A 20,949-nucleotide genomic window follows, 5' to 3' on the forward strand; every position below is an offset into this window, starting at 1 on the left:
CTCTGGTGTATACATGGCATGGGAACGTAAGGAGCCGAATGGCGCAATGGGTAGAACAAAGATAAATGATTCATGAACAGTATGCGGCAACCATTCCTAATCGGCATTGTTACCCTTCTTTGCATCAACCTATGCAAAGCCGAATCCAGCCGTTCCACTATTTCCAGCCTTGAAGAAAGGCTTTTAGACATCGATGAAGAACTGGATCAACTGGCGGCCTTCACATTGCGGCATGGCATAGGCTCAGTAGGATACCGGTCACAGGTGCACCAGACCCCGGACAGTCCGGAGTGGATCCGTATTGAACTGGGAGATGAAGTCTTGATCGACCAGGCCGTTCTGGTGCCGATGCTTTTTCTGGTACCTCAGGCGGGTTTTCAGGCCGAAGGCTTTCCGCACGCATTCAGGATTCTGGCAGGAACCGCGCAAACCACCAACGTGGTTGCCGAGATCCTGGAGGAAGACCAGGTCATGCCTCGCATAGCACCGCTGGCGGTGTCGTTCCCCCCGGTCAAGGCATCCTGGGTCATGATCGAGGCAAGCATGATGAGCTCCCGTGTCCTCGACGACCGCTATACCCTTCAGCTGTCTGAAATCATGGTTTTCAGTGGAAATGACAATGTGGCTCTCCATAAGCCGATAACGGTGGCGCCTCCCCCACGAAAACCTGTTGCCGCGCATCACCAGAAGTATCTGGCAGACGGTTTCACGCCCTATCTGATGGATGCCGCCGGCGAAGCAGAAAGCACGACAAGGCTGTTGCGCATCAATGCGGCCAACCCACCTCCCACCTTGACCATCAATCTTAATGCGACCTATCCAGTGGGCCAGATCAACCTGCACACCGCCAACCTGGAATACTCCATTCCCATGTCCCAACCCAGCAACCGGGCCGTGCCCAGCCATGTCCGTATCCTGGGAGCCAACCGATCGGACTTTTCCGACGCAACCGTGCTTTGCGAACACCGGCAGGAATCCCTCTACGACAACGGCCCCATCATCATTTTGCATTTTCCCGAAACAGAATGCTCATATATCAGGATCGAAATCCTCGATCCCATCCCGGTCGGCTCATTGTCTTCCAGAAACAACCTCATTGCTTTTTCCGAAATCGAAGTCATATCCGGGGGGTGTAATATCGCGCTTCACGCCCCGGTTGCGGCCAATGAGAGTTTCTCGACTTCCCCTAAACTCCTGAACCTGATCACCGATGGCCTGAACTATTATGGCGAGATCCTGCCGATCCGGGAGTGGATGACCCAGCTTTCGCGCCGCCACGATCTTGAGAAGGAGCGACCCCTGGTTGTCTCCGAACGAAACCGGCTATATGCCGCCCAAAAAGTGATCCTTAAAAAAACACAGGGAACGGCCCTGTTCCTGCTGGTTGCAATAGCCTTTACCATCCTCATTGACCACATCATCCGATTGAGGCAGGCCGCGCGGATACGTGAACGCCTTGCCGCCGACCTGCATGATGAACTGGGTGCGACCAACTATACCATCGGGCTCTTCAGCGATGCCATCTGCCGCGAAAACTGCACCCCGGAAAAACGAAAAATGCTGCACGAACGAATCCGGGCCATCGTCGATCAAAACGGACGTGCCATTCGCAACATTTCAAATCTGTTGGATGCAGACATCTATCAGGGCCTAGTTCAGGATATTGAAAGGATTGCGGAACGCGTCAGCGGGAAGGTTGACCACTCCCTTACTATTGAAGGCGAAGAATTTCTAGGCCAACTCCTTCCCCGAACCCGCGCCGACCTCTTTCTCTTCTTCAAGGAAAGCCTTGTCAACGTTTGCCGGCATTCAACGGCAACGGCCATCCGAACCCACATCGCGGCGACCCCAAAGCACCTAAAGCTGACCGTTTCAGATAATGGCCAGGGATTGTCCGACAACAAAATACCGAAGTCCCTCAAGCGCCGGGCAAAACTCTTCAAGGCGAAGGTAGGCATTGGGGAATCACCCGACGGCGGAGCACAAATCACATTAACCCTACGAATCCGGCGAAGGCTCAACTGGACCGCGATATTCAACCGGCCTTAAAAACAGGAACAGCCATGAAAAAACCAACCCGAGTCATGATGGTTGAAGACCACCCCGAGTTCCGTGAAATCATCGAATTCGCCATTGGCGAAGAAGCCGACATAGAGCTGGCCGGCCTGTACGGCAATGCGGAACAGGCACTCCGTGAGCTACAGGAAAAACAATCGGTGGATATTGTGCTGCTGGATCTGAACCTCCCCGTCATGTCGGGTCTCGAAGCCATACCATGGATAACGAAATATTCTCCCGACACAAAGGTGATCATCCTAAGCCAGTCCAACATGGAATCCGATGTTCTGCAGGCCATTCAGCTGGGTGCGTCCGGCTACCTTTTAAAATCATCCACGATGGATGAAATCATATACGGCATTAGAACCGTGAGGGACGGCGGAGCAATCATGGACAAAGGGCTCGCTCGTTTCATCATCCATTCCCTCCAGAAAATACCGTTTCTGGTCAGTTTTCTCTTCGTTTTCATCTCTAAACTACTTCTCTTGATTGGGGGTTGATGCCTTCGGCGTCTTCTCCCCTGTTTTATCCCGAGTTTTGATTGGATAAGATGGGGTCGTTCCAAGCCCTTTTGCCGCACGCAAAAAAAACAGGGAAGACCCCATGAAAAATGATCTAAGGAAACTGCTTCGCTGGGTATGTCGCAAGCTTACCTACAACGATCTGGCTTCGGTGGTGCCGGTGCTGCTCGAAGTACTCAACGGTTCAAGGCAGGATATCGAACTCAAGCCGCAGGAAGTGCGGCCTCCGCACTATCGCCAGTTCCGGGTCGATCCTCAACCGCCGCTATGCGAACCATTGCTGCCGCACGCACCGCAAAAGGACTGGGAGGAGCTTCAGGCCGACCATTTGCGCGCCACGGGAAAAACAATCGCCAAGGTAGCGCGTCGGACGGGTTCGCCCATGCCGCCTGAAAAATGCCGATGCCGGCACTGCCATGCCCCCGTGCGCTATCTCTACCTCAACAACGGAAAGCTTGGGTCGCAGGTTCAGTGCAAGATCTGCAAAAGGACTTCGCCAACCGACAAGCCCCGGCGCGAAAGCAAGGCGCGCTACTGGTGCCCGCATTGCGGCTATGCACTCTTTCGATGGAAGGAGGATGGCCTGTGCACCGCCTTCAAGTGCCCGAACGACCACTGCCCCGTCTACGTACGGAACCTCGCCCAGCTCACGCCCGAAGAGCACGCCATGCGCAAAGCCGGAAACACCAGCCAGTTCAAGCTGCGCTACCTCTTCCGCGAATACCACTTCGCCTCGCAAGACCTTCCGCTCAAACGCCCCGAAGACGCCCCGGTCGATCTCAACCGCATCCACCACAGCCTGCATACCCTCGGACTCTGCCTCACCTTCTCCATCAGCCTCGGACTCAGCGCAAGGCTCACCGCCCAGGCGCTCGAACGCGTCTTCGGGATCCGCATCTCGCACCAGACCGTCGTCAACTACATCAAGGCCGCAGCCTGCCAGCTCGCCGACTTCACCGATGAAAACAGTCCCGTTCCCGAAGGAACCTGCGCGGCGGACGAAACCTACATCAAGATCGGCGGGAAAACCCGCTACACCTGGCTCGTCATCACCGAAACACGGCGGGCCATCTGCGGCTACAACCTCTCCGAAACCCGTGGGGCCGAACCGGCGCTCGGACTCATCCAAAGCATGTGCGGCCCGCCGGACGCGCCCCGGGCCGAAGCCTTCGAACTCGTCACCGACGGCCTGCCGTCCTACGACAGCGCCACCGTCGCCTACAACACCGCCGCCGTGGTGGCCGGAGGCGAAGCAGTCCTGAATAAACGTACCGTCATCGGACTCAAGAACCTCGATCCCGAAAGCGAGACCTACCGCGTCTACAAGCAGCTCATCGAGCGGCTCAACCGCACCTATAAATACCACACGCGACCCCGCGCCGGCTTCAAGAGCTTCGACGGAGCCACGGCACTCACCACGCTCTTCGTCGCCTACTACAACTTCATGCGCCCGCACGGCAGCCTCGGCGGGCATCCGCCCGTCGCGATCGCCTGCCTCAAAGGCAAGAGGCTCTACCCCGACATGTGGGTCGAGCTCCTCCGGCAAGCCGCATGAACAATCAAAACTCGGATGTCAAAGAACACGAGGCTTTCGCCTCAGCTACCCACAGCCCCGCTGTGCGTCGCCGCCCTCATCAGGGCTAAAAAACAACAATCAAATCATCGCCGACACAGAAACCATCCCCATCAAAAGCCTTCTTTCGGCCCAGTAAGGGGACCCATCTCACCTTGCTTCTCTGCCATCGGCTCTTTCATCGAAAATTTTACAGAACCAAAATACCTCAAGAAAAAAAGGATAAACCCTGCATCACCAAAAGGGAAAAAGAAGTCCTCACCTTGGTCGCAGAAGGCCTGTCGCAAAAAGAGATTTCCCAGAAAATGAAAATCCAACCCTGCACCGTCACCGCCCACGTGCAAAGCGTTTACAAAAAACTCGATGCCCCCAACGCACCCGCCGCCATATCCAAAGCCTTCAAGGCAGGCATCCTCCCAACCGACTAAAATGCTCCAAGCAACCGTACATCCGCAGGATGGCGCTCACTTTTTTCACAGAATGATCCATTCTTTTACCCACAGATTCAGCGGAAGACCCATTATTTTTAGGCATTTTGTCCGCGGATTAGTGTTCGCGGGGACTACTCACGGAACACTTACTCGAAGGCGGAGATACGCCTTCAGCTCGTCCATACCGTCCCGGTGGCGAATCGTGATGGCTTGCGTGCCGTCCAGGTTATTCGTCGTCGATAGGATGTAGGTATTGGTCGGCGTGTCGCTGTTCCAAAGTGGTTCCCATTCGGACAGATCCTTGCTGCCGTCGACCTCGTAGCGAAGGTCGGGCGCATCCAGGCGGCGACGGAAGCTGATCGACAGGTGGTTCGTCGTTTCCTCCTGCTTAAAATCAAGACCCGGCAGATAATCGCGGATGTCTCCGCCGTCGGGCACCTTAATGGCGTATTCGAGAATGTTGGGAACGCCGTTGGTATTGGGATCCGCACCGGGTTCCGCATCATCCCCCATATATCCGGCCGTCTCGACCCAATCGGAAAAATTATACCCGTTGAGCGGTGGCTGAAGACCAAGTGTTTCATACTCATCCACCTCATTCAGGTAGGCGTTGACGCGGTTATTTGGCTTGTCGGAATCGGATACGTTATACAGATCGATGCCGGATTCGATCTGCGGCGCTTCGTTGGTCGGCAGATAAACGGCCAGCTGCGTTTTCATTGCACTGAATTCCGGATCGTCGGCCAAGTTCGTCCATTCGTTGGGATCGACGGCGTTGTGATAAAGCTCTTCGCTGCCATCGTGATATCGGATATAGCGCCAGTCGGAGGAACGCAACGTGTAGTTGCCCCGCCCCCAGGTCGTCAGCGCCGGGGTCGCCTTCGGCAGGGATGGATCGTCGAGCCACGGAACGAGACTGATTCCATCCACATAGGCGGGCGGTGTCAGCCCAGTTAGATCCGCCAATGTTCTGTAGATATTAATCAAACTGACCGGCTCGTCGATGGTCTGGCCGTTGGCCGCGTTGCCGCGTGGGTCATAAATGATAAACGGCGTCCGCGTGGCCTCCTCCCAAAGGGAAAACTTGCTGAAGCTTTGTTTTTCCCCAAGGTGAAAGCCGTGATCACTCCAGAGCACGACGATCGTGTTGTCGGCATACGGGCTGGCGGCCAGCGCGTCGAGCACCACCCCCACATTATCGTCGGTGAAGGAGATGGACGCCAGATATCCGCGCCGCGACTTTTCCCATGCCTCATCCTGCTTGAACGGAATGTCGACATAAAGCTGCGCATTGGCGCGACCGACGAGCGGAACATCCGAAAGGTCGCCGGCGAGGATCGGCGGGGCTTCGATCGGGAAGTCGAAGCGGTCGAAGTTTTCGACCGGCGTAACAAACGGCGTGTGCGGGAGAATAAAGCCGACGGAGAGGAAGAAGGGCTTGTCATGAGTCTGCTGAAGAATCCCGACAGCCGCGTTTGCGCTTTTGCGGTCTTTAAAATCGGTCGGCGGATTCGTGGCCGGCGTCGCACGCAGGCGGCTCACATCCGGAGAATAATAGTACCTGGGATCGTTGACCAGATTGAGGGAATTGTCACCGTAGGAGGTATAGACATCCCATTGCTCCGCTGGCTTATAGTCCTTATCCGGATTGTGCCAGATTTTGGTGTAGCCGGCTGTATAGTAGCCATTATCGCGAAAGAACTGGGGCATGGGTAAAAAAGCATCCAGCGTCGCAAGATCCGCAGGGTCTAGATTGACCAATGTATAAAACGGATAGAGCCCCGTTGTCGTCGGCTCGGCCCCGAACATGATGGCGCTGCGACTGGGCGAGCAACCGGGAGCGGGACAATGGGCGTTGGAAAAAATGACTCCCTTTTCAGCAAGCGCATCCATGTTCGGGGTTTTCGTTTGCGGGTGCCCGCCGAGGAAGCCGACCCAGTCGTTCATGTCGTCGATGCAAAGCATGAGAATGTTGGGGGGCGTGGCATCGATAAATGTAATGCTCAGATCGCCACGGGTCGAACCGGCTACTGTACCGGCATCTCCACCGACAAATGCACCGTCGGCGAAAGTGACCATTAGGTTGCTGATGCTCTCCGTACTGGCATGATCCGTGGCATTACCAGTGAAGCTCAACGTGATCTGGGTGTCGCTGTCACGGCTTAACACGGGCGTCAGCCCCGCCGGGATGTTGCCAACGGCCACATGACCGGCACTCACCACATCCGCTGTGAAAAGGTCGTCCGACAGGGTGATCGCGATGGTCGAGGAAATGGTGCCGTCATTGGCGATGGCTTCGCTTACACCGCCAGCAGTATAGAGCAGAGTTGGATTCACAGAAACGCCGCCCACCGTAATCTCCGTGTTCAGCTCGAAGTCATCAACCTGAAATTCCATCCCAACGACGCCGTCGAACATCTTAAATCCAAAACAGTCGATGCCTCCATAGTTTGCAGTCCGAAGCTGATCGTCGGTATCCAGTTGCCCATTCACCCATATATCAAGAGCGTCTACGGGCACGCTGTATTGATCGCTATCTCCGTAGGTGATCGCGGTCGTGCCGGCGTTAAAAACGATAGCCACCTCTCCCCATGTATCCAAGTCCAAGCCGGCCGTACCCAAACCAACTCCCCCTTTGAAATCATTCAGGCCGGCACCTGCCCCGGGTACCACACGGAAATTGGCGTTTTTGGAGGTGTCCGTGGCTTGCGAGGTGAAACGCAAATCAAACGTCAACTGCCCGAACACAGCCTCCCCCGCAATGTCCAACGCAAAGGAGTCCGCTCCCGTATTCACCACCTCCATAACCTTGTTACCGGCGACATCGACGATGGCAGCCGTTGCCGCCCCGCCAGAGGTCACCCAGGCAGCGCTTCCCTCATTCACCTGATCCGGGCTGCGACCAACAACCGTTGTTCCGCCCGTCTCAAAGCCATCAAAAAATATGACGGCGGCCTGAGAGGAGGTGATGGCTGCCAGCGCGAACATCGCGTAAACCATATTTCTTTTCATTGGAATATTCTTCTCAAACAGCTGCTCATTAACTAATCGCTTTACCCATCAACTAGGCTTCGAGCCAGACAGGAGCCGACACCGTTGAACCTTCCATTTTTTCGGGTCTCCCGCCCATTTCCGCATCACAGTTGTGAATCACACGCACAAGATAGAATTTTGCGTCCGCGTCTTTGATCTCAGGACTCCAGGTTACTTCATCCTGATCCCCAAACGTGGCTTCAGCGACCACCTCGCAGTCATCCTTCCCAAGGGAATGATCTCTTAGAATCTGAATTTTGCCGACCCGCTCTTCCGGATGGGCAGCGCGCGTATTGATTTTAATTTCAAAGGCATAGCTGTCGGACTTTTTGATTGTCGATCCCATGATGCTTCCATTTACGGCGTATCGCAATTCCACCTCCCTGATCCATGAAACAAAGGTGCGGCGCTCCCTTAAGGCCCGTGTAATTGATTCCAGGGAGAGATCGGGCGCCAGAACCTGCGTCGGGGGAAAGCCTTCAGGATCAGTAATGGCATCAATATTATGATTATCGTAAACCCCTACCGGCGCGACCTTCCACCCTTTATTGAGTGCCCGGATATACGCTTCCCACCGAGTCCATCTATACCCTGTATGAAGTTCAAATGTACTGATCGATTTAACGATTTCAGGATCGATGTGATCCCAATCATTGTACTGATTGGGCTGTGGATGATTGAACCCGACTACGACACATCCTTTGTTCCGGCGCGGTTTCGCGGTTTTTGCCCAGTTATAGAATTGGGGGATACTCCAGCGGGCATCAGGCCAGGCGGGGACAGGCCCGCGTTGCCCATGGTCCGCGTTCACGTATTCGGATGTGTTCAATACGGTGAGGTGCCCCTTTCCACCATTCGTTTTCACGTTTCTGCTGTACTCAAAACCGGGAATCGCGACAAAATCCTTTGTCGTATACTCATCGGCCGTACGTTGGGTAATCTCCCAACAAGCGTTGTTTTTTGAAACAGGCTGCAATGATGGTTCCTGGCTGTGATCCGTCGTTGCATAAAAATCGTACCCGTTTTCTTTCGCCAGTCTGTAGTGGTTTGCAGGGAGCCCCTACAGGTTGGTATATGCATCCGGATTCAGGTTGATGGTGTTCCAGTCTTTGTAATCTGTTCCGTCGGGGACCTTCCAATGCGGCTTAAACTCGGTGGGTTCATCCAGTTTGGGCATAGGCTTGGAACGATGGGCTCCGTGCGTCCAGGTGAATATCGTATGCGAATGCGTGTTTCCCCGATAAACATTAAAAAACGACAACGGCTTCTTCTCATCGACCGCCGGAGATTCAGCGAACCTATCCATGATCTGTGCATTGGCGGCAGCCCCCGTACCTGCTAGCAGTCCTAAAACAGATCGTCTATCTATTCTATTTTTTGTCATGATGAGTTTCCTTACTTTGTTTCAGCCATGCTCCATCAAGGCGTCGCGTATTTCGGTGGTGTTGGCTCTTTCTCCAGCCCTTCCGGTCCGCCGGGAACCCGCCCCGTGGACACATATTCAAACGCTCGCACAACGCTGAATTTTTCGGCAGGAATGCGCACATCCCTTCCCTTTCTCGTCAAATATGCGCTACAGGCATATACCGGATCATTCAGCAAATCGCATAACTCGGTAATATGGACAGGCTGTTCCCCCCACCCGGACTGATCGGCTATCAGCCCACCAACCGAACCTTCCCCTTCAATAATCGCGGCGATAAACTGTGAATTATAAACTTCCGGAGCCCACCGAGCCGGATGTTCCGGATCATGCGGAAGCCCTTCATTAAAGGTCATATGGATATTGGTATTCCATGAAACCGGTGCGTACGGTATTTCCCAAGGCAGATCTTTCAACACAATGCGTTTACCGGAGACTGATACGATCTTCAGCAAACCTTTCTCCTCCATTTGCCGTGCACACCAAAGCGCCCGTGCATTTTGGGAGCCGCTGACCCCAATGGCAAACTCATCACCACGACCCAACGGATTTGCACAGCTGCCCTCGGCATACAAATACCCTAACAATCTGGCCCGAGTGCGGATATCGACCGGAGGCTTGCTGGCTGCATCCTTGGTATTCGTGGCCGCAGCATGCAGAGCACCTCCCAGTATGGCTACGACAGCGAATCCGAACAATATCCTCATATGTTAATTCCCTATATTTCCCGCTGATCCTCAAGCGTGTAGCGTTGGATCATGCCATGATATTTTTTCTGGATATCCCGGTACATGCCGCGGATTTCAGCCTCGGTTCCAACAAACGAACATTTTACACAGGCCCACTGCCCATCGCGCGGGATCAGCAGGACGTCGATGTCGCGTGAAAAACAGACCGGACAACGTTTGGTTATGCGGTGATGGTCAGACATGTGGAAAACTCCGTTGAAGTGTTCGTATCGTAGGTTAGCTCAAGCACAAAATAGGGTTCGAAAAGGTTGCCTTCACGGGCAAGCCCGGACGAAGGAGTCGATCCGTTTTCCGGAGCCATCATCACCCGTGAATTTACCTGCGGAACAACGGCACCGACGCACTTTGGCTCAACGACCTCCAATCGACGGCGACGATATAAATAGTCCATCTCCTGCGTGGTTTCCGAGTCGACCACCTGCAAGACAATGCCATGCAGATCGGTTGGATATTCCGTACACCCGGGCGCGCCCTTCAGGTATTCGGTGGCCAGTACTCCCTCTGTTTCGCCCGAAAGCGAACGCTTCAGGGTGATGATTCCCCCCGGCTCGATTACATAGGTTGTTTCAACCGCCACCGAGCTGCCATCGGGAAACACCACACTGGCAGGCGTCAAAACAATCCGGCTTCCGGCACTGCTGCGCTCGACCGATGCCACCTTGGTCGGCACAGTACAGAGGTCAACCTCCTGCCCGTTCTTGACCAGCTTAAGCGTCGTCCGTGATCCATCAAAACTATGGTTCGGATATCCCGTGCGGTACTGCGATTGGATGAGATAAGGATATGCCCCGTTTTCGCGATTCGGGGTGTCGGGCCCGGTGGCCTTTTCAACCCGCCCGATGTAGGCACGCAAGTCACCGATCGAACCGCCCTGATTCGCATCGATCAACACACGAAGATCGGGATCGATGTGCCAGAAATAGTGCTTGTGCGACTGATACAACATTTCCTTCGCCAGATACACTTCCGGTTCCGCAAACGCCCGGGATTCTTTATGCCAACGGGCATATTCGGTGAGGGTTAAATCATCGAGCTCCCCCTGATCCTTCAGCTGCTTGAAATAAGTCAACTGCTTGGTATAGAGATCCCACGCGACTTCCGGCGGATATTCACTATTGTGGTTCCAGGTCAGCCATTGCGTTCCGACAAAGGTATTGTAGTAGGTGTGCCCGTTGAAGTCGGCCTGCATCCGGTATTGGTCAATCAGATTCAAATCATACGGACAGAACGAGGCATCGTTCCCCATTCCGCGAATGACGTTCGGCGGATGGCTCGCCCAAAAATCGTTGCGACCCTCATAGGAAAGGCTCATATCGCGCGCCAAATGCGGGACTGCCACCACCCCAGCCCAATCCGTTTCGTCGGCGGCCGGGCGCAAGGTGTGCCCTTTCGCCGGGAACCACGGCCCCCATGGCATGCCTTCATTGAAGAGATACCAGGAGTGGTTGCAGCCGTGAAAAACACGGACCCCCTCCTCGAAACAACCACCCACCAGGCCTTCCACTTCCGGCGCAATCTCTTTCAGGATGCGCAACGCCGAGCTATCGAAGTGATACGATGTCACCGCCGTCGGCATCCGCTCGAACACTTCCTCAAACTTGCCCAAGGCCATCTCCATCAATTGCCGTTTCTGCTCTTCGTCAAACAGCCAGATGTGCTCTAGGCCGCGCGAAATATCATCCATACCCGGCCCCTCCAGACGATTCAGGGCCAGTCCGATTTCGTCGCCGAACTCTTCATTATACGCTAATGCATCGGCCACGATATGATCCTGAAACAGGTCGAAATAGTGCAGGAAAATACTGGTTTTCATCCCAAGCGAATGAACCAGATCCTGCTGCTGCTTGAAAATTTCGTAGCGACCGGGATCGGTTCGGTGGAAGATATTAAGTTTCATCATACCCATACGTCTCGTTGTTTTATCGTCATACTTTCTTACGGCATATTCTTCGGCCGGGCTGGCTCGAAAGCACACGCCCGGAGCGGCCAACCGCATTACAGTCCTTTAAGACAGGCATCGACGGTTTCGCTGAGGGAACCGGTGGCGAGGCAGATGGCAAAGTCGCAGGCGCCGTAGTAAAGGCGGATCCGGTCCTGGTCGTAGTCGGCAATTGCTCCGCAGGGGAAGATGACGTTGTCGCAGTTGCCGTGCTGCTCCCATGGCTCTTCCGGCATCATGAGATAGGAGTTGGTTTTTCCGATCACCTTCCACGGCTCATCGAGGTCGAGCAGCATGGCACCGATGTAGTAGTAGGTACCCCCGGCGGGCGTGAAAACTCCATGGATGATGTCGAGCCAGCCTTTATCGGTCTTGATCGGCGGCGTGGGGCCAATCTTATCTACATTCCAGAAACGGTATCCCGCCGCCAGCACCGGCTTGAACTCGCCCCAGTGCACGAGGTCGGGCGAGGCGCTGATCCAGATATCGCCGTCGCCGCCATCACCGCCGCCGGGACGGTCGAGCTTGTAGTATTTTCCGTTGATCTTTTCCGGGAAGAGCGACGCGCCGCGGTTTTTCGGTTGCGTGATGGTGTCGATGCGCTCATAGGTTTTAAAATCCTTCGTGCGACCGAGCATGCCGATCGGCGAATCAAAGCCATTTACCATGACGGGGGTGACGATGTAGTACCAGTCGTCGATCTTGGTGACGCGGTTGTCGATAAAGTGGTGATAGCGATCCCACGGCTCACCGACTTCCTGCGGATCGATAAAGTTTTCTTCCGATAGCGTAAAGTTGATTCCGTCTTTGGAGCGGGCAACGCGGGTCTGGCCGACATCGCGCCCGAAGCCGCGTGTGGCGGCGTGTTCAACAACCGAAACCAGCAGGATGGTTTCGTCGCCGCACTGAACCGGTGCGGGGTTGTAGATCTGGGCTTTCCCTGGGAAATCCTTGATGTGCAGCAGCGGGCCGCCCTCGTGGCGCTTAAAGATTTGAGTTGCGTCTTTCATATTAACGTCTCCTGTCATTTCTTGATTAAATATTCCCCGGGTAGCGCTTCAAAGCGCGCACCGATTGATGTGATCCTTTTCCATTGGCCGTCCACCTTGCGGTAGACTTTGCAGTCGTTTCCAAAGCCTGGAAGATTCAGCTCGAATGAATGGGATTTTTCCACCGTTAGTTCGACCGTTTTCTCACCGCGCCCATTCGGCAGATAGCGCGGCAAAACAAACTCCGCATCGGGCAGGATTTTGATTGTTACGCCCTTCCCGCTTTGCGACTCGATGAAATAGAGGCCGCTGCCACCATACTTTACATAGGGCGAATCTCCTCGGCCGACCATGCGGTCGAACTCTTCCGATAGCGGCGGAAGATGGTCGATGAATTCCTGCGGCAACGATTCGCTATGGATCAGCTGGCGACCGGTGCCGAAAGCGGAACAGCCGAGTTCGTATGAAAGCGCCGTATTGCTGAAATAGTCCTCGGTTTCCGAAGTGGTTGAAAAAAGTTCGTAGCGCGGCTGGCTTTTCATGACCTCACCGGCGGCGATGAAAGCCGCGGTTTTGTTGGGCGTGGTTTTCAGATTCAGGTTGTGGGCGGCGGCGGTATATTCCGCCTGTCCAGGAAGGATATACGTCCACATCGCTGCTGCCTGAATACCCTGCGCACGGAAATACTTTGCCATCAGCGGATAGAGGTATGACGTCTGGTTGTAGTAGGTTTCGAACTCGTAGACGATCCGGGCTTTCTTCCTGAAACGTTCATCCCGCATCCAGCCATGCCAAGGCTGTTCATCGTAGGACTGCTGGATATATCCAAAATAATTCTGCTCGCCGATCGCCTTGAGGTCCTCGCCGCGCTTTTGATACGCAGCCGCCTGGCCGGGATAAAAACAGACCGAAACGATTTCGGCATCGGATTCAGCGGCGGCTTCAAACACATCCTCACCCGTCCACTCCATCATGCGCGGCCATTCCATCGACCACGACATCGGCGCGGCTACGCCCTCGTCCCTGAAGAATTGAACCATGCGATTGATGTATCGCTTTGAGTTATCGGCCCGCCAAGTGGTGAAACCTTCAACGGAATCCGCCTTCCCGTTGGCTTTCAACCAGTCCAGGTAGACGGCCAGACAGTTTGGATACGCCTCTATTTCTTCGCGGGTGAAATAACCGGGCTCATTGATCGGTTCGACGATAGCCAGCGCCGGGCTGCTCTTATATTTTGCACCACCTGAAAACCTGTTTTGGCGGTTAAGCAGCTGGCGGATAAAACGGTCTGCTTTTGCCATGAACACCGGATCGATCATCCAGATCGGTTTTGTGTCATCCTTTGTGCTGATAAAGGTGTCTTTCCCCCGCGCTGCACCGAGCGTATTGAGAAATGCCAGATAGGTATACATGCCCCGCTTCTCGGCTTCGGCCAAAACATAGTCGGTCAGTTCCAGCCATTGGTTTTCAACCAGGTTTCCTTCCGTATCAGTGAAGTCGCCCGGCGATAAATGAATGCGGATCAGATTGCATCCCATCAGTTCTAGCTCGTCATACGCCTCGTCGATCATGGCCTTGTAGGCGTCCATCTCGAACGGTTCATGGAGGCCATGGTTTGCCATGCGGCGATATTCCCACGAAAGCGACGGCTGCAGGTTCACGCCCCATAGCACCGCCTCTGAACCATCTTGATAAACCAATGCACCATCCCGCACGTCCAAGGGTTGGAAATCTGCAAGAGCTGGAACGGCAAATGAAACCAGGCTGATAATAACTGGAAAGAGATATCGCATACCTAGTCAAGCGGCGGTTGCAACCCCTCCTCTTTGTATTGTTCGACGTAACGCTTGTAGGCCTGAATGTTTTTCGTGGGACTGTCGGCGTCGGCGACATTGTAGAGCTCACGACCGGAAGCGACCTGCGGCGCTTCTTTGGTCGGCAGCCATTTGGCGAATTTTTTCTTCAGCGCGGTATATTCAGGATTCTCGGCGAGGTTCGTCCACTCGTTCGGATCGTCCGATTCATTATATAGCTCTTCGGTGCCGTCAAAATAGCGGGTATAGCGCCATCCCTTGGTACGCAGGGTATAGTTGCCGCGCCCCCAGGTGGTCATGGCCGGTTGATCCATCGGTTTTGACGGATCTTTCAGCCATGGCGCGAGACTTTGGCCGTCTACATAGCCAGGAACCTCCAGGCCGGTCAGATCGGCAAGCGTCCGATAAACATTGATGAGACCGACGGGTTCCGCACAAGCCTTGCCGTTGCCGGTTTTGTTGCGTGGATCGAGAATAATAAACGGCGTTCGGGTAGCTTCGTTCCACAAAGAGAACTTGCTGAAGCTGCGTTTCTCGCCGAGATGAAACCCGTGATCCGACCAGAGCACGATGATGGTATTGTCGGCATATGGACTCTTTTCCAAGGCCTGGAGGACGCGACCGACATTGTCGTCGGTAAAGTTGATGGAAGCCAGATAGCCGCGCCGGATATCTTCCCAAGCATTGTCCTGGCGGACGGGAATCTCGACATAGATCTGGGCGTTGGCCTGTCCGGCCATCGGTACGTCGGTCAAGTCGTCGGCTTTAAACGGCGGCTCTACGATCGGCTCGGAGAATCGATCCCAGTTTTCTTCCGGCATAATGAACGAGGTATGCGGCAGAATGAAACCAACCGCGAGGAAGAACGGTTTGTCTTGCTTCTTTTCCAAAAAGCGAACCGCGTGCATGGCCGCCTTGTAATCCCCGAAATCTTCCAGCGGATTGGCAGCCGGGCAGGAAATGGTGCGCTTGTTGAACGGCTCCGGATGGTAGCCTTTCTCCGTAATAAGGGTTTTCTTTTTTCCGATGCCGTACATGAAATATTCATCCCACTGCTCGGCCTGGCGGTAGGTGTTGTCCGGATTGTGATACACCTTGGAAAGGCCGCAGGTTGTATACCCGTTTTCGCGGAAGAGCAACGGCAGCGGCATGTACTTTTCCAAAACCCCGGATTCTATCTTGTTGATGTTATAAAATGGATAGAGGCCGGAGTTGTGTGGCTCGACACCGAACAAAAGTGCATTGCGACTTGGTGAACAGCCGGGCGATGTGCAGTGAGCATTGATAAAATTGACGCCCTGTTCCGCCAGCTTGTCCATATTCGGTGTTTTCGCCTGCGGATGCCCGCCAAGAAATCCGCACCAATCGTTCATATCGTCAATACAGATCATGAGTACATTCGGTTGCGCTGCAAACGAAGATGAAACCACGAAAGACACAAAACACACGAAAACAGTGCGGAGAATTTTCTGACCGCAAAGGCGCGAAGACGCAAAGTAACCATTCATTAATCCATTCCTCCAAAAACCCAACATTCCAATCCCCCTAGTTACCCCACCCCTCTTCGAGCAGTTTACGGTCGATGATGAGCTTTTGTTTTTCAATCAGGTATTCACCCGGGCCGGCTTTAAAACGAATGGTGCCGTCTGTTTCAGCAACCAACTTCCAGCGATAGCCTTCTTTGCGGTATACCCACCGTTTTCCAAGGTCTGGAAGTTTGAGTTCAAACTCATGCGACGCACTCAAATCCAACTCGACCACCGGATCGCCGGTATGCAGCTCTTTCCAGTGCGGACGGATGAATTCGGTATCAGGCATAATTTCCAGATGCAGCGCCCCGTTTTCGACAGGTTTGATGAAGTAAAGGCCTGTTCCGGCGTATGTAACGAACGGTGAATTTCCGACGCCGATGATCTGCTCAATCGGGGACAGGAATGTCCCCGCTCCGTTCTTTCCTGAATAGATCAGCTTTCCATCGTTAAAAACCGAACTGGAACGGGACTCAAACGAGTAGCTCGTTTGAATATCTTTGAACTGCTGTTTGGCAACCATGAACGAGGCGGCCTTTTTCGGGGTAGTCTTGAGATTGAACACGTGCGAGCCGCCGAGATATTCGGCATAGGCTGTCAGCCCATACGTCCATTGCGCCGCAATCTGCGCGCCCACGGAGCGGTAGAACTTTGCCATGGCCGGATATAGGTACCCGCTCTGGTTGCAGAAGGTCTCAAATTCGTAAACCAGCTTTGCCTTGCCTTTGAACGCATCGGAGCGGAGCCACCCCAACCAATCCTCATTCTCAGAACATTGCTGAATGTATGGCAGATAGTTGCGGTTGCTCAGCTCTTCGGGGTTTTCCCAAAACGGCGTCTTCAGATCGCTCTGCCCCGGATAGAGGCAGAAGGATACGGCATCCACATTGGAGTCTGCAATGCCACGAAAGGCGGCGCGGTTTTTCTGGATGAGCCGCGCCCAGCCGCAGTTCCAGACCACCGGCTGTGCCATGCCTTCATCACGAAACAGCTCAACCATGTCGTTGAGGTAGCTTTTTGTATTCCCGTAGCTCCACTGCTCAAACTGTTCGCGGGTGCCGCCTTCATTTTTCTCCAGCCACTTTTCGAACCAGTAATACGCCGGTTCGTTGACGGGTTCCAGAACCGCCAGCGCGTCGTGGTTTTTATAGAGCAGGCCATTGTAGGGATTGCGACGATTGAGCAGCTGCCGGATATTATTCTTTGTGGCCGCGATCACCGCAGAATCCACCATCCATTCTTCGCGGGGATTTGCTGCCGCGAATGAGTTTCGATCATACGGAAACTGTGTGCCGTCGTGATCCAGATGATTCAGGAAGGTCAGATAAATGTAGAGCCCGCGGTTCTGGGCTTGCGCCATGGTGTAGTCGAATATGTCCAGCCAGATGGTCTCGCTCAGGTTTCCGGCTTCATCGGAAAAGTCACCCGGCATCAGGTGGATGCGGATCAGCTCCGCGCAAAGCCGCTGGATTTCATCAAAGCTTTCATCCGTCGTTGCCTTGAGATCCTGCACCTTCAGCGGCATCAGCACCCCTTGGTTGTGCATTCGCGAAGCATGCTCGAAACTCAGCATGGGCTGAAAGTTCACCCCCCACAGATTAACCTCGGTGCCATCTTGAAAATAGAGCGTCCCGTCTTTCGCTATGATTTTTTGGAACAGCCCATCCGCAGACACAGACGAAAGGGATAGACACATGAGCAACAAGCAGCAAATGGTTTTCATCAAACTTCACCCCGTCTTGCCTCGAGTTTGGCCCGGATTTCGTAAGCATCCTTTTCATTCAGCGTGTAGAGCTTCAGACAAAACATGGCCAGAACGGGTGCCAGAATGGAGGCCCCGACAAAAAACAGACGCAGAATGGTCATGGTGCCGGCGGGCTGATCCGCTCCAAGTTTTTCGTTGAATCCACTGAAATGAATGGCAATACCGGAAACAAGAAAGGTAAAGGAACCGCCGAACTTGGTGATCCATGTGAATACGGAACTGATAATCCCTTCGCGGCGCTCACCGAACTTATATTCGTCCCAATCGCACAGGTCGGCGATCATGGAGGGAACAATGACACCGAGCGAAACCCAGATCGGCCCGTTCAGAACGGAGTCGAGCAGCAAGAGGTACGGCATATCCGGTGTAAAGATAAACCACTTGGACACCCCGCCCAGCGCCGTCATCGCCAGAACAATCAGCATGGTGCGTCGTTTCCCGAAGTGGAGCGCCAACCAGCGCAGCATGTAAATGCCCACAAACCCGACGACGGCAAAGCCGGTTCCGTTCCACGCATTCAAGATGATCCCCTGCTCCACATCGCCGCCTTTCACGTGGTAGATCACAATATACATTGCGATGCTTCCGGCAACGGCCCCGCAGAAGTTCAACGCAAAAACAATGCCGACGAGCCCCATCATCGGCTTCGACGATGCCGCCTGTCCGATGGCCTTGAAGAATCCGATTTTATTTTCCGATTTTTCCGCGACGGCATAAAAGCGCTCTTTGCCGAAGATCGCTGGCAATACGCCCAGTCCGATGAAAACCACAATTCCAAGTACCAGCGAAACCCATCGCGCACCCACCAGCGTATCCGAAAAACAGTTCAGGTTGGTGGCTGGCAGATACCAGTTCACACACAGATTACCGATGTTATAAAACAGCGCCATAAACACCATCAAACGGGTTCGTTCGTGATAATCGGGCGTCTGCTCATACGTTAACGCGTTATACGGGACGGAATAGATCGTGAAAGCGGTAAAAAACAAAATACTGCCAACCGTCAGCCACAGGAAGATGCCTGTTTCCCCCATCCCTCGCGGCACCAGCCAGATGGATGAAAATGAAAATGCCAGGGCAATCGCACCGCCAAACACAAACGGACGACGACGCCCCCATCGCGATTTAAAGCGATCGGAAATACGCCCCATAACCGGATCGGTAAAGGCGTCCCAAATGCGTGGAATGGTCATCGCCATACCGAACATAATGGGATTCAGCCCGAGGAATATCTGGAAGATGGCCTGTGCCATAAACGGAATGACCAAGCCTCCGTTCTGAACAGGAAATCCTCCCGCGCCGACCGCTAACTTTTGCCCGAACGGGACACGATCTTCGGGTTTTGTTTTGTGTGCTGTTTTCATGATGATACGTGATCCTTAACCCATGTTGCCTGATGATCGACGACGAGCGGAAAGGTGTAGGAACCTGGCGGTTTTTCAAACATAATGGGTTTGAAACCGGGGATCCGGAATTCAAATGGAACTGCGGTTTCTTCGTCGAGCTCTGTCACCAACCCGCCATCGGCATGCCACTGCCATGCATCGCGAATAAACCGTGCGTGCGGGTAGAGTTCAATGCGAACCGTACGGGGTTCGATGTCGATCATATAGAGGCCTCGGCCTTGGTATGAAACCAACGGGGAAGATCCATATCCGATGATTCGTGCCGGCACGGATGGAACCTCTACCGGACACCACGAAACACCGCCGGAATGGATGAACAGATCCGGCGTTCCTATGATACTGACATCGTGTTCATAGGAGAGCGCAGCCGTATCAAACACATCATGAACATCGCTGAGTGTCTTAAACTCGAAACCACGCGACAGCTGACGAAAAACCTGCCCTGCAACGATGTAGGATGCCGCCTTTTTCGGCGTAGTCTTGAGATTCAGATTATGGGCGCAACCCATGTGGGAAGAATAGATATTGAAACAGTGCGTCCACATGGTGGCCATCTGCACACCGAGCGCGCGGAACAACTTGGCCATGGCCGGGTGCAGATAGGAACTCTTTTCGTTGTACATGGTCTCGAATTCATAGACGACCTTCGCCTTGCCGGCAAACTCGGCCGACCGCAACCAGCCCAGATGGTCATAGTCGTCAAAACAGTGTTGAAGAAACGGCAGATAATTATTACCGCTCATGTCGGCGGCATTCTCCATGAACGGATCGCCGACATCGTCCTGCCCCGGATAGAGACAAAATGCGACGGCTTCGGCCTGCGATTCCGCAATGGCAGAGAAGACATCGCTCCGTCCCTGGATCATCCGCGGCCAGTTGCAGTTCCAGACGACGGGCTTCGAGGAACCTTCATCGCGCAACAGGTCGTGCATCGAATCGATGTATCCCTTCACCACCTCGCTGCGGTAGCGGGAGAAAGCCTGCCGGCCAGGCTCACCATCATGCAGCGTTGTCCATTTTTCAAACAAGCCTTGTTGCAGCGGGCTGGATTCCATTTGATCGAAGGTCAGGTATTCCGGCTCGTTGATCAATCCCCAGACACAGATGGCATCATCGTCTTTCAACTTCAGCCCGTTATACGGATTCGTCCAGTTGACCAGCTGCCGGATCATGTTCTGCGTTTTTTCCACGCAGTGTGGATCGAAGATCCATTCCTCGCGGGTAAATTTCGGGACAAATGAATCCTCGACGAATACATACTCCATCTGGTTGAGGAACGTGATGTAGACATAGACCCCATTTTCGCGCGCCTTCGCAACCAAATAGCCGAGCATATCCAACCACATGGTATCGACCAGATTTCCGTCGGCGTCGGTAAAGTCGGCAGGCGTCAGGTGGCAACGGATCAGATCGCACCCCATAGTTGCAAGATCGCGGAATCCATCGTCGCACATATCCTTCATGACCTCAGAGGTCATGGGAATGCCCATGTGCTCCATGCGGAATTTATATTCCCAGTAGAGGTTGGGTTGGAAATTATTCCCCCACAGCACCACCTCGGAGCCATCTTCATAAAACAGCACACCTTCGCGCACCTTCATCTTCATCGGAAAATCAGTTATTCTTGTCATTGTTTCGCTTCCAAGTTTCCCCTGCATCAGCCAATAGAATTAACCCTATGCGGCCATATAATCAAACATTTATTTTGTATTTGTATAT

16 protein-coding genes are annotated in these 20,949 nt (G+C 53.9%); 4 read left to right on the forward strand and 12 right to left on the reverse strand.

Going from position 1 to position 20,949, the window contains the following annotated elements:
* The first annotated feature begins 81 nt into the window (after positions 1–81).
* From E9954_RS07775 to E9954_RS33465, 4 genes are all read left to right on the forward strand, one after another.
* Positions 82–2,049 carry a sensor histidine kinase gene (locus E9954_RS07775; protein ID WP_136078638.1) on the forward strand — a complete coding sequence of 656 codons (1,968 nt, stop codon included), beginning with the start codon at positions 82–84 and terminating at the stop codon, positions 2,047–2,049.
* A 14-nt stretch (positions 2,050–2,063) separates the two neighbouring features.
* The gene (locus E9954_RS07780; RefSeq protein WP_136078639.1) at positions 2,064–2,558 is read left to right on the forward strand and encodes a response regulator; all 495 of its coding nucleotides are present in this window, start codon (positions 2,064–2,066) and stop codon (positions 2,556–2,558) included.
* A 103-nt stretch (positions 2,559–2,661) separates the two neighbouring features.
* Entirely contained in the window at positions 2,662–4,134 is a 1,473-nt protein-coding gene (locus E9954_RS07785) for an integrase core domain-containing protein (RefSeq protein WP_136078126.1), read from the forward strand.
* 173 nt (positions 4,135–4,307) lie between these two features.
* Positions 4,308–4,580, forward strand: a complete 273-nt coding sequence (locus E9954_RS33465; protein WP_281281203.1) for a response regulator transcription factor — start codon at positions 4,308–4,310, stop codon at positions 4,578–4,580.
* Between the two features lie 138 nt (positions 4,581–4,718).
* Here E9954_RS33465 and E9954_RS07795 read toward each other — a convergent pair whose 3' ends face one another.
* From E9954_RS07795 to E9954_RS07850, 12 genes are all read right to left on the reverse strand, one after another.
* The gene (locus tag E9954_RS07795; protein WP_136078641.1) at positions 4,719–7,595 is read right to left on the reverse strand and encodes a sulfatase; all 2,877 of its coding nucleotides are present in this window, start codon (positions 7,593–7,595) and stop codon (positions 4,719–4,721) included.
* Between the two features lie 52 nt (positions 7,596–7,647).
* Positions 7,648–8,592: a CehA/McbA family metallohydrolase domain-containing protein gene (locus tag E9954_RS07800; protein WP_136078642.1), complete on the reverse strand. Its 945-nt coding sequence runs from the start codon at positions 8,590–8,592 to the stop codon at positions 7,648–7,650.
* An 84-nt stretch (positions 8,593–8,676) separates the two neighbouring features.
* Complete coding sequence (locus tag E9954_RS07805; protein ID WP_136078643.1) at positions 8,677–9,000, reverse strand: hypothetical protein; 324 nt, start codon at positions 8,998–9,000, stop codon at positions 8,677–8,679.
* A 35-nt stretch (positions 9,001–9,035) separates the two neighbouring features.
* Positions 9,036–9,746, reverse strand: a complete 711-nt coding sequence (locus tag E9954_RS07810; protein ID WP_136078644.1) for a hypothetical protein — start codon at positions 9,744–9,746, stop codon at positions 9,036–9,038.
* A gap of 11 nt (positions 9,747–9,757) precedes the next feature.
* Positions 9,758–9,970, reverse strand: coding sequence for a hypothetical protein (locus E9954_RS07815; RefSeq protein ID WP_136078645.1), 213 nt, complete (start codon positions 9,968–9,970; stop codon positions 9,758–9,760).
* Positions 9,949–11,688: a hypothetical protein gene (locus E9954_RS07820; protein WP_136078646.1), complete on the reverse strand. Its 1,740-nt coding sequence runs from the start codon at positions 11,686–11,688 to the stop codon at positions 9,949–9,951. Before E9954_RS07820 ends, E9954_RS07815 begins: the two co-directional genes overlap by 22 nt.
* Before the next feature lie 95 nt (positions 11,689–11,783).
* Entirely contained in the window at positions 11,784–12,737 is a 954-nt protein-coding gene (locus E9954_RS07825; protein ID WP_168442069.1) for a glycoside hydrolase family 130 protein, read from the reverse strand.
* Positions 12,738–12,751: 14 nt separating this feature from the next.
* Positions 12,752–14,416 (reverse strand): hypothetical protein, encoded by a 1,665-nt coding sequence (locus E9954_RS07830; protein ID WP_136078648.1) that lies wholly within the window; start codon positions 14,414–14,416, stop codon positions 12,752–12,754.
* Between the two features lie 95 nt (positions 14,417–14,511).
* The gene (locus E9954_RS07835; protein WP_222847095.1) at positions 14,512–15,921 is read right to left on the reverse strand and encodes a sulfatase; all 1,410 of its coding nucleotides are present in this window, start codon (positions 15,919–15,921) and stop codon (positions 14,512–14,514) included.
* A 154-nt stretch (positions 15,922–16,075) separates the two neighbouring features.
* Positions 16,076–17,782, reverse strand: a complete 1,707-nt coding sequence (locus E9954_RS07840) for a glycoside hydrolase family 5 protein (protein ID WP_136078650.1) — start codon at positions 17,780–17,782, stop codon at positions 16,076–16,078.
* Positions 17,782–19,188, reverse strand: coding sequence for an MFS transporter (locus E9954_RS07845; RefSeq protein ID WP_136078651.1), 1,407 nt, complete (start codon positions 19,186–19,188; stop codon positions 17,782–17,784). The genes E9954_RS07840 and E9954_RS07845 overlap by 1 nt, the downstream gene beginning before the upstream one ends.
* Positions 19,185–20,861 (reverse strand): glycoside hydrolase 5 family protein, encoded by a 1,677-nt coding sequence (locus E9954_RS07850; protein ID WP_136078652.1) that lies wholly within the window; start codon positions 20,859–20,861, stop codon positions 19,185–19,187. Before E9954_RS07850 ends, E9954_RS07845 begins: the two co-directional genes overlap by 4 nt.
* Positions 20,862–20,949: the final 88 nt, after the last annotated feature.

The sequence above is a fragment of the Pontiella desulfatans genome (assembly GCF_900890425.1).
GTDB lineage: Bacteria > Verrucomicrobiota > Kiritimatiellia > Kiritimatiellales > Pontiellaceae > Pontiella > Pontiella desulfatans.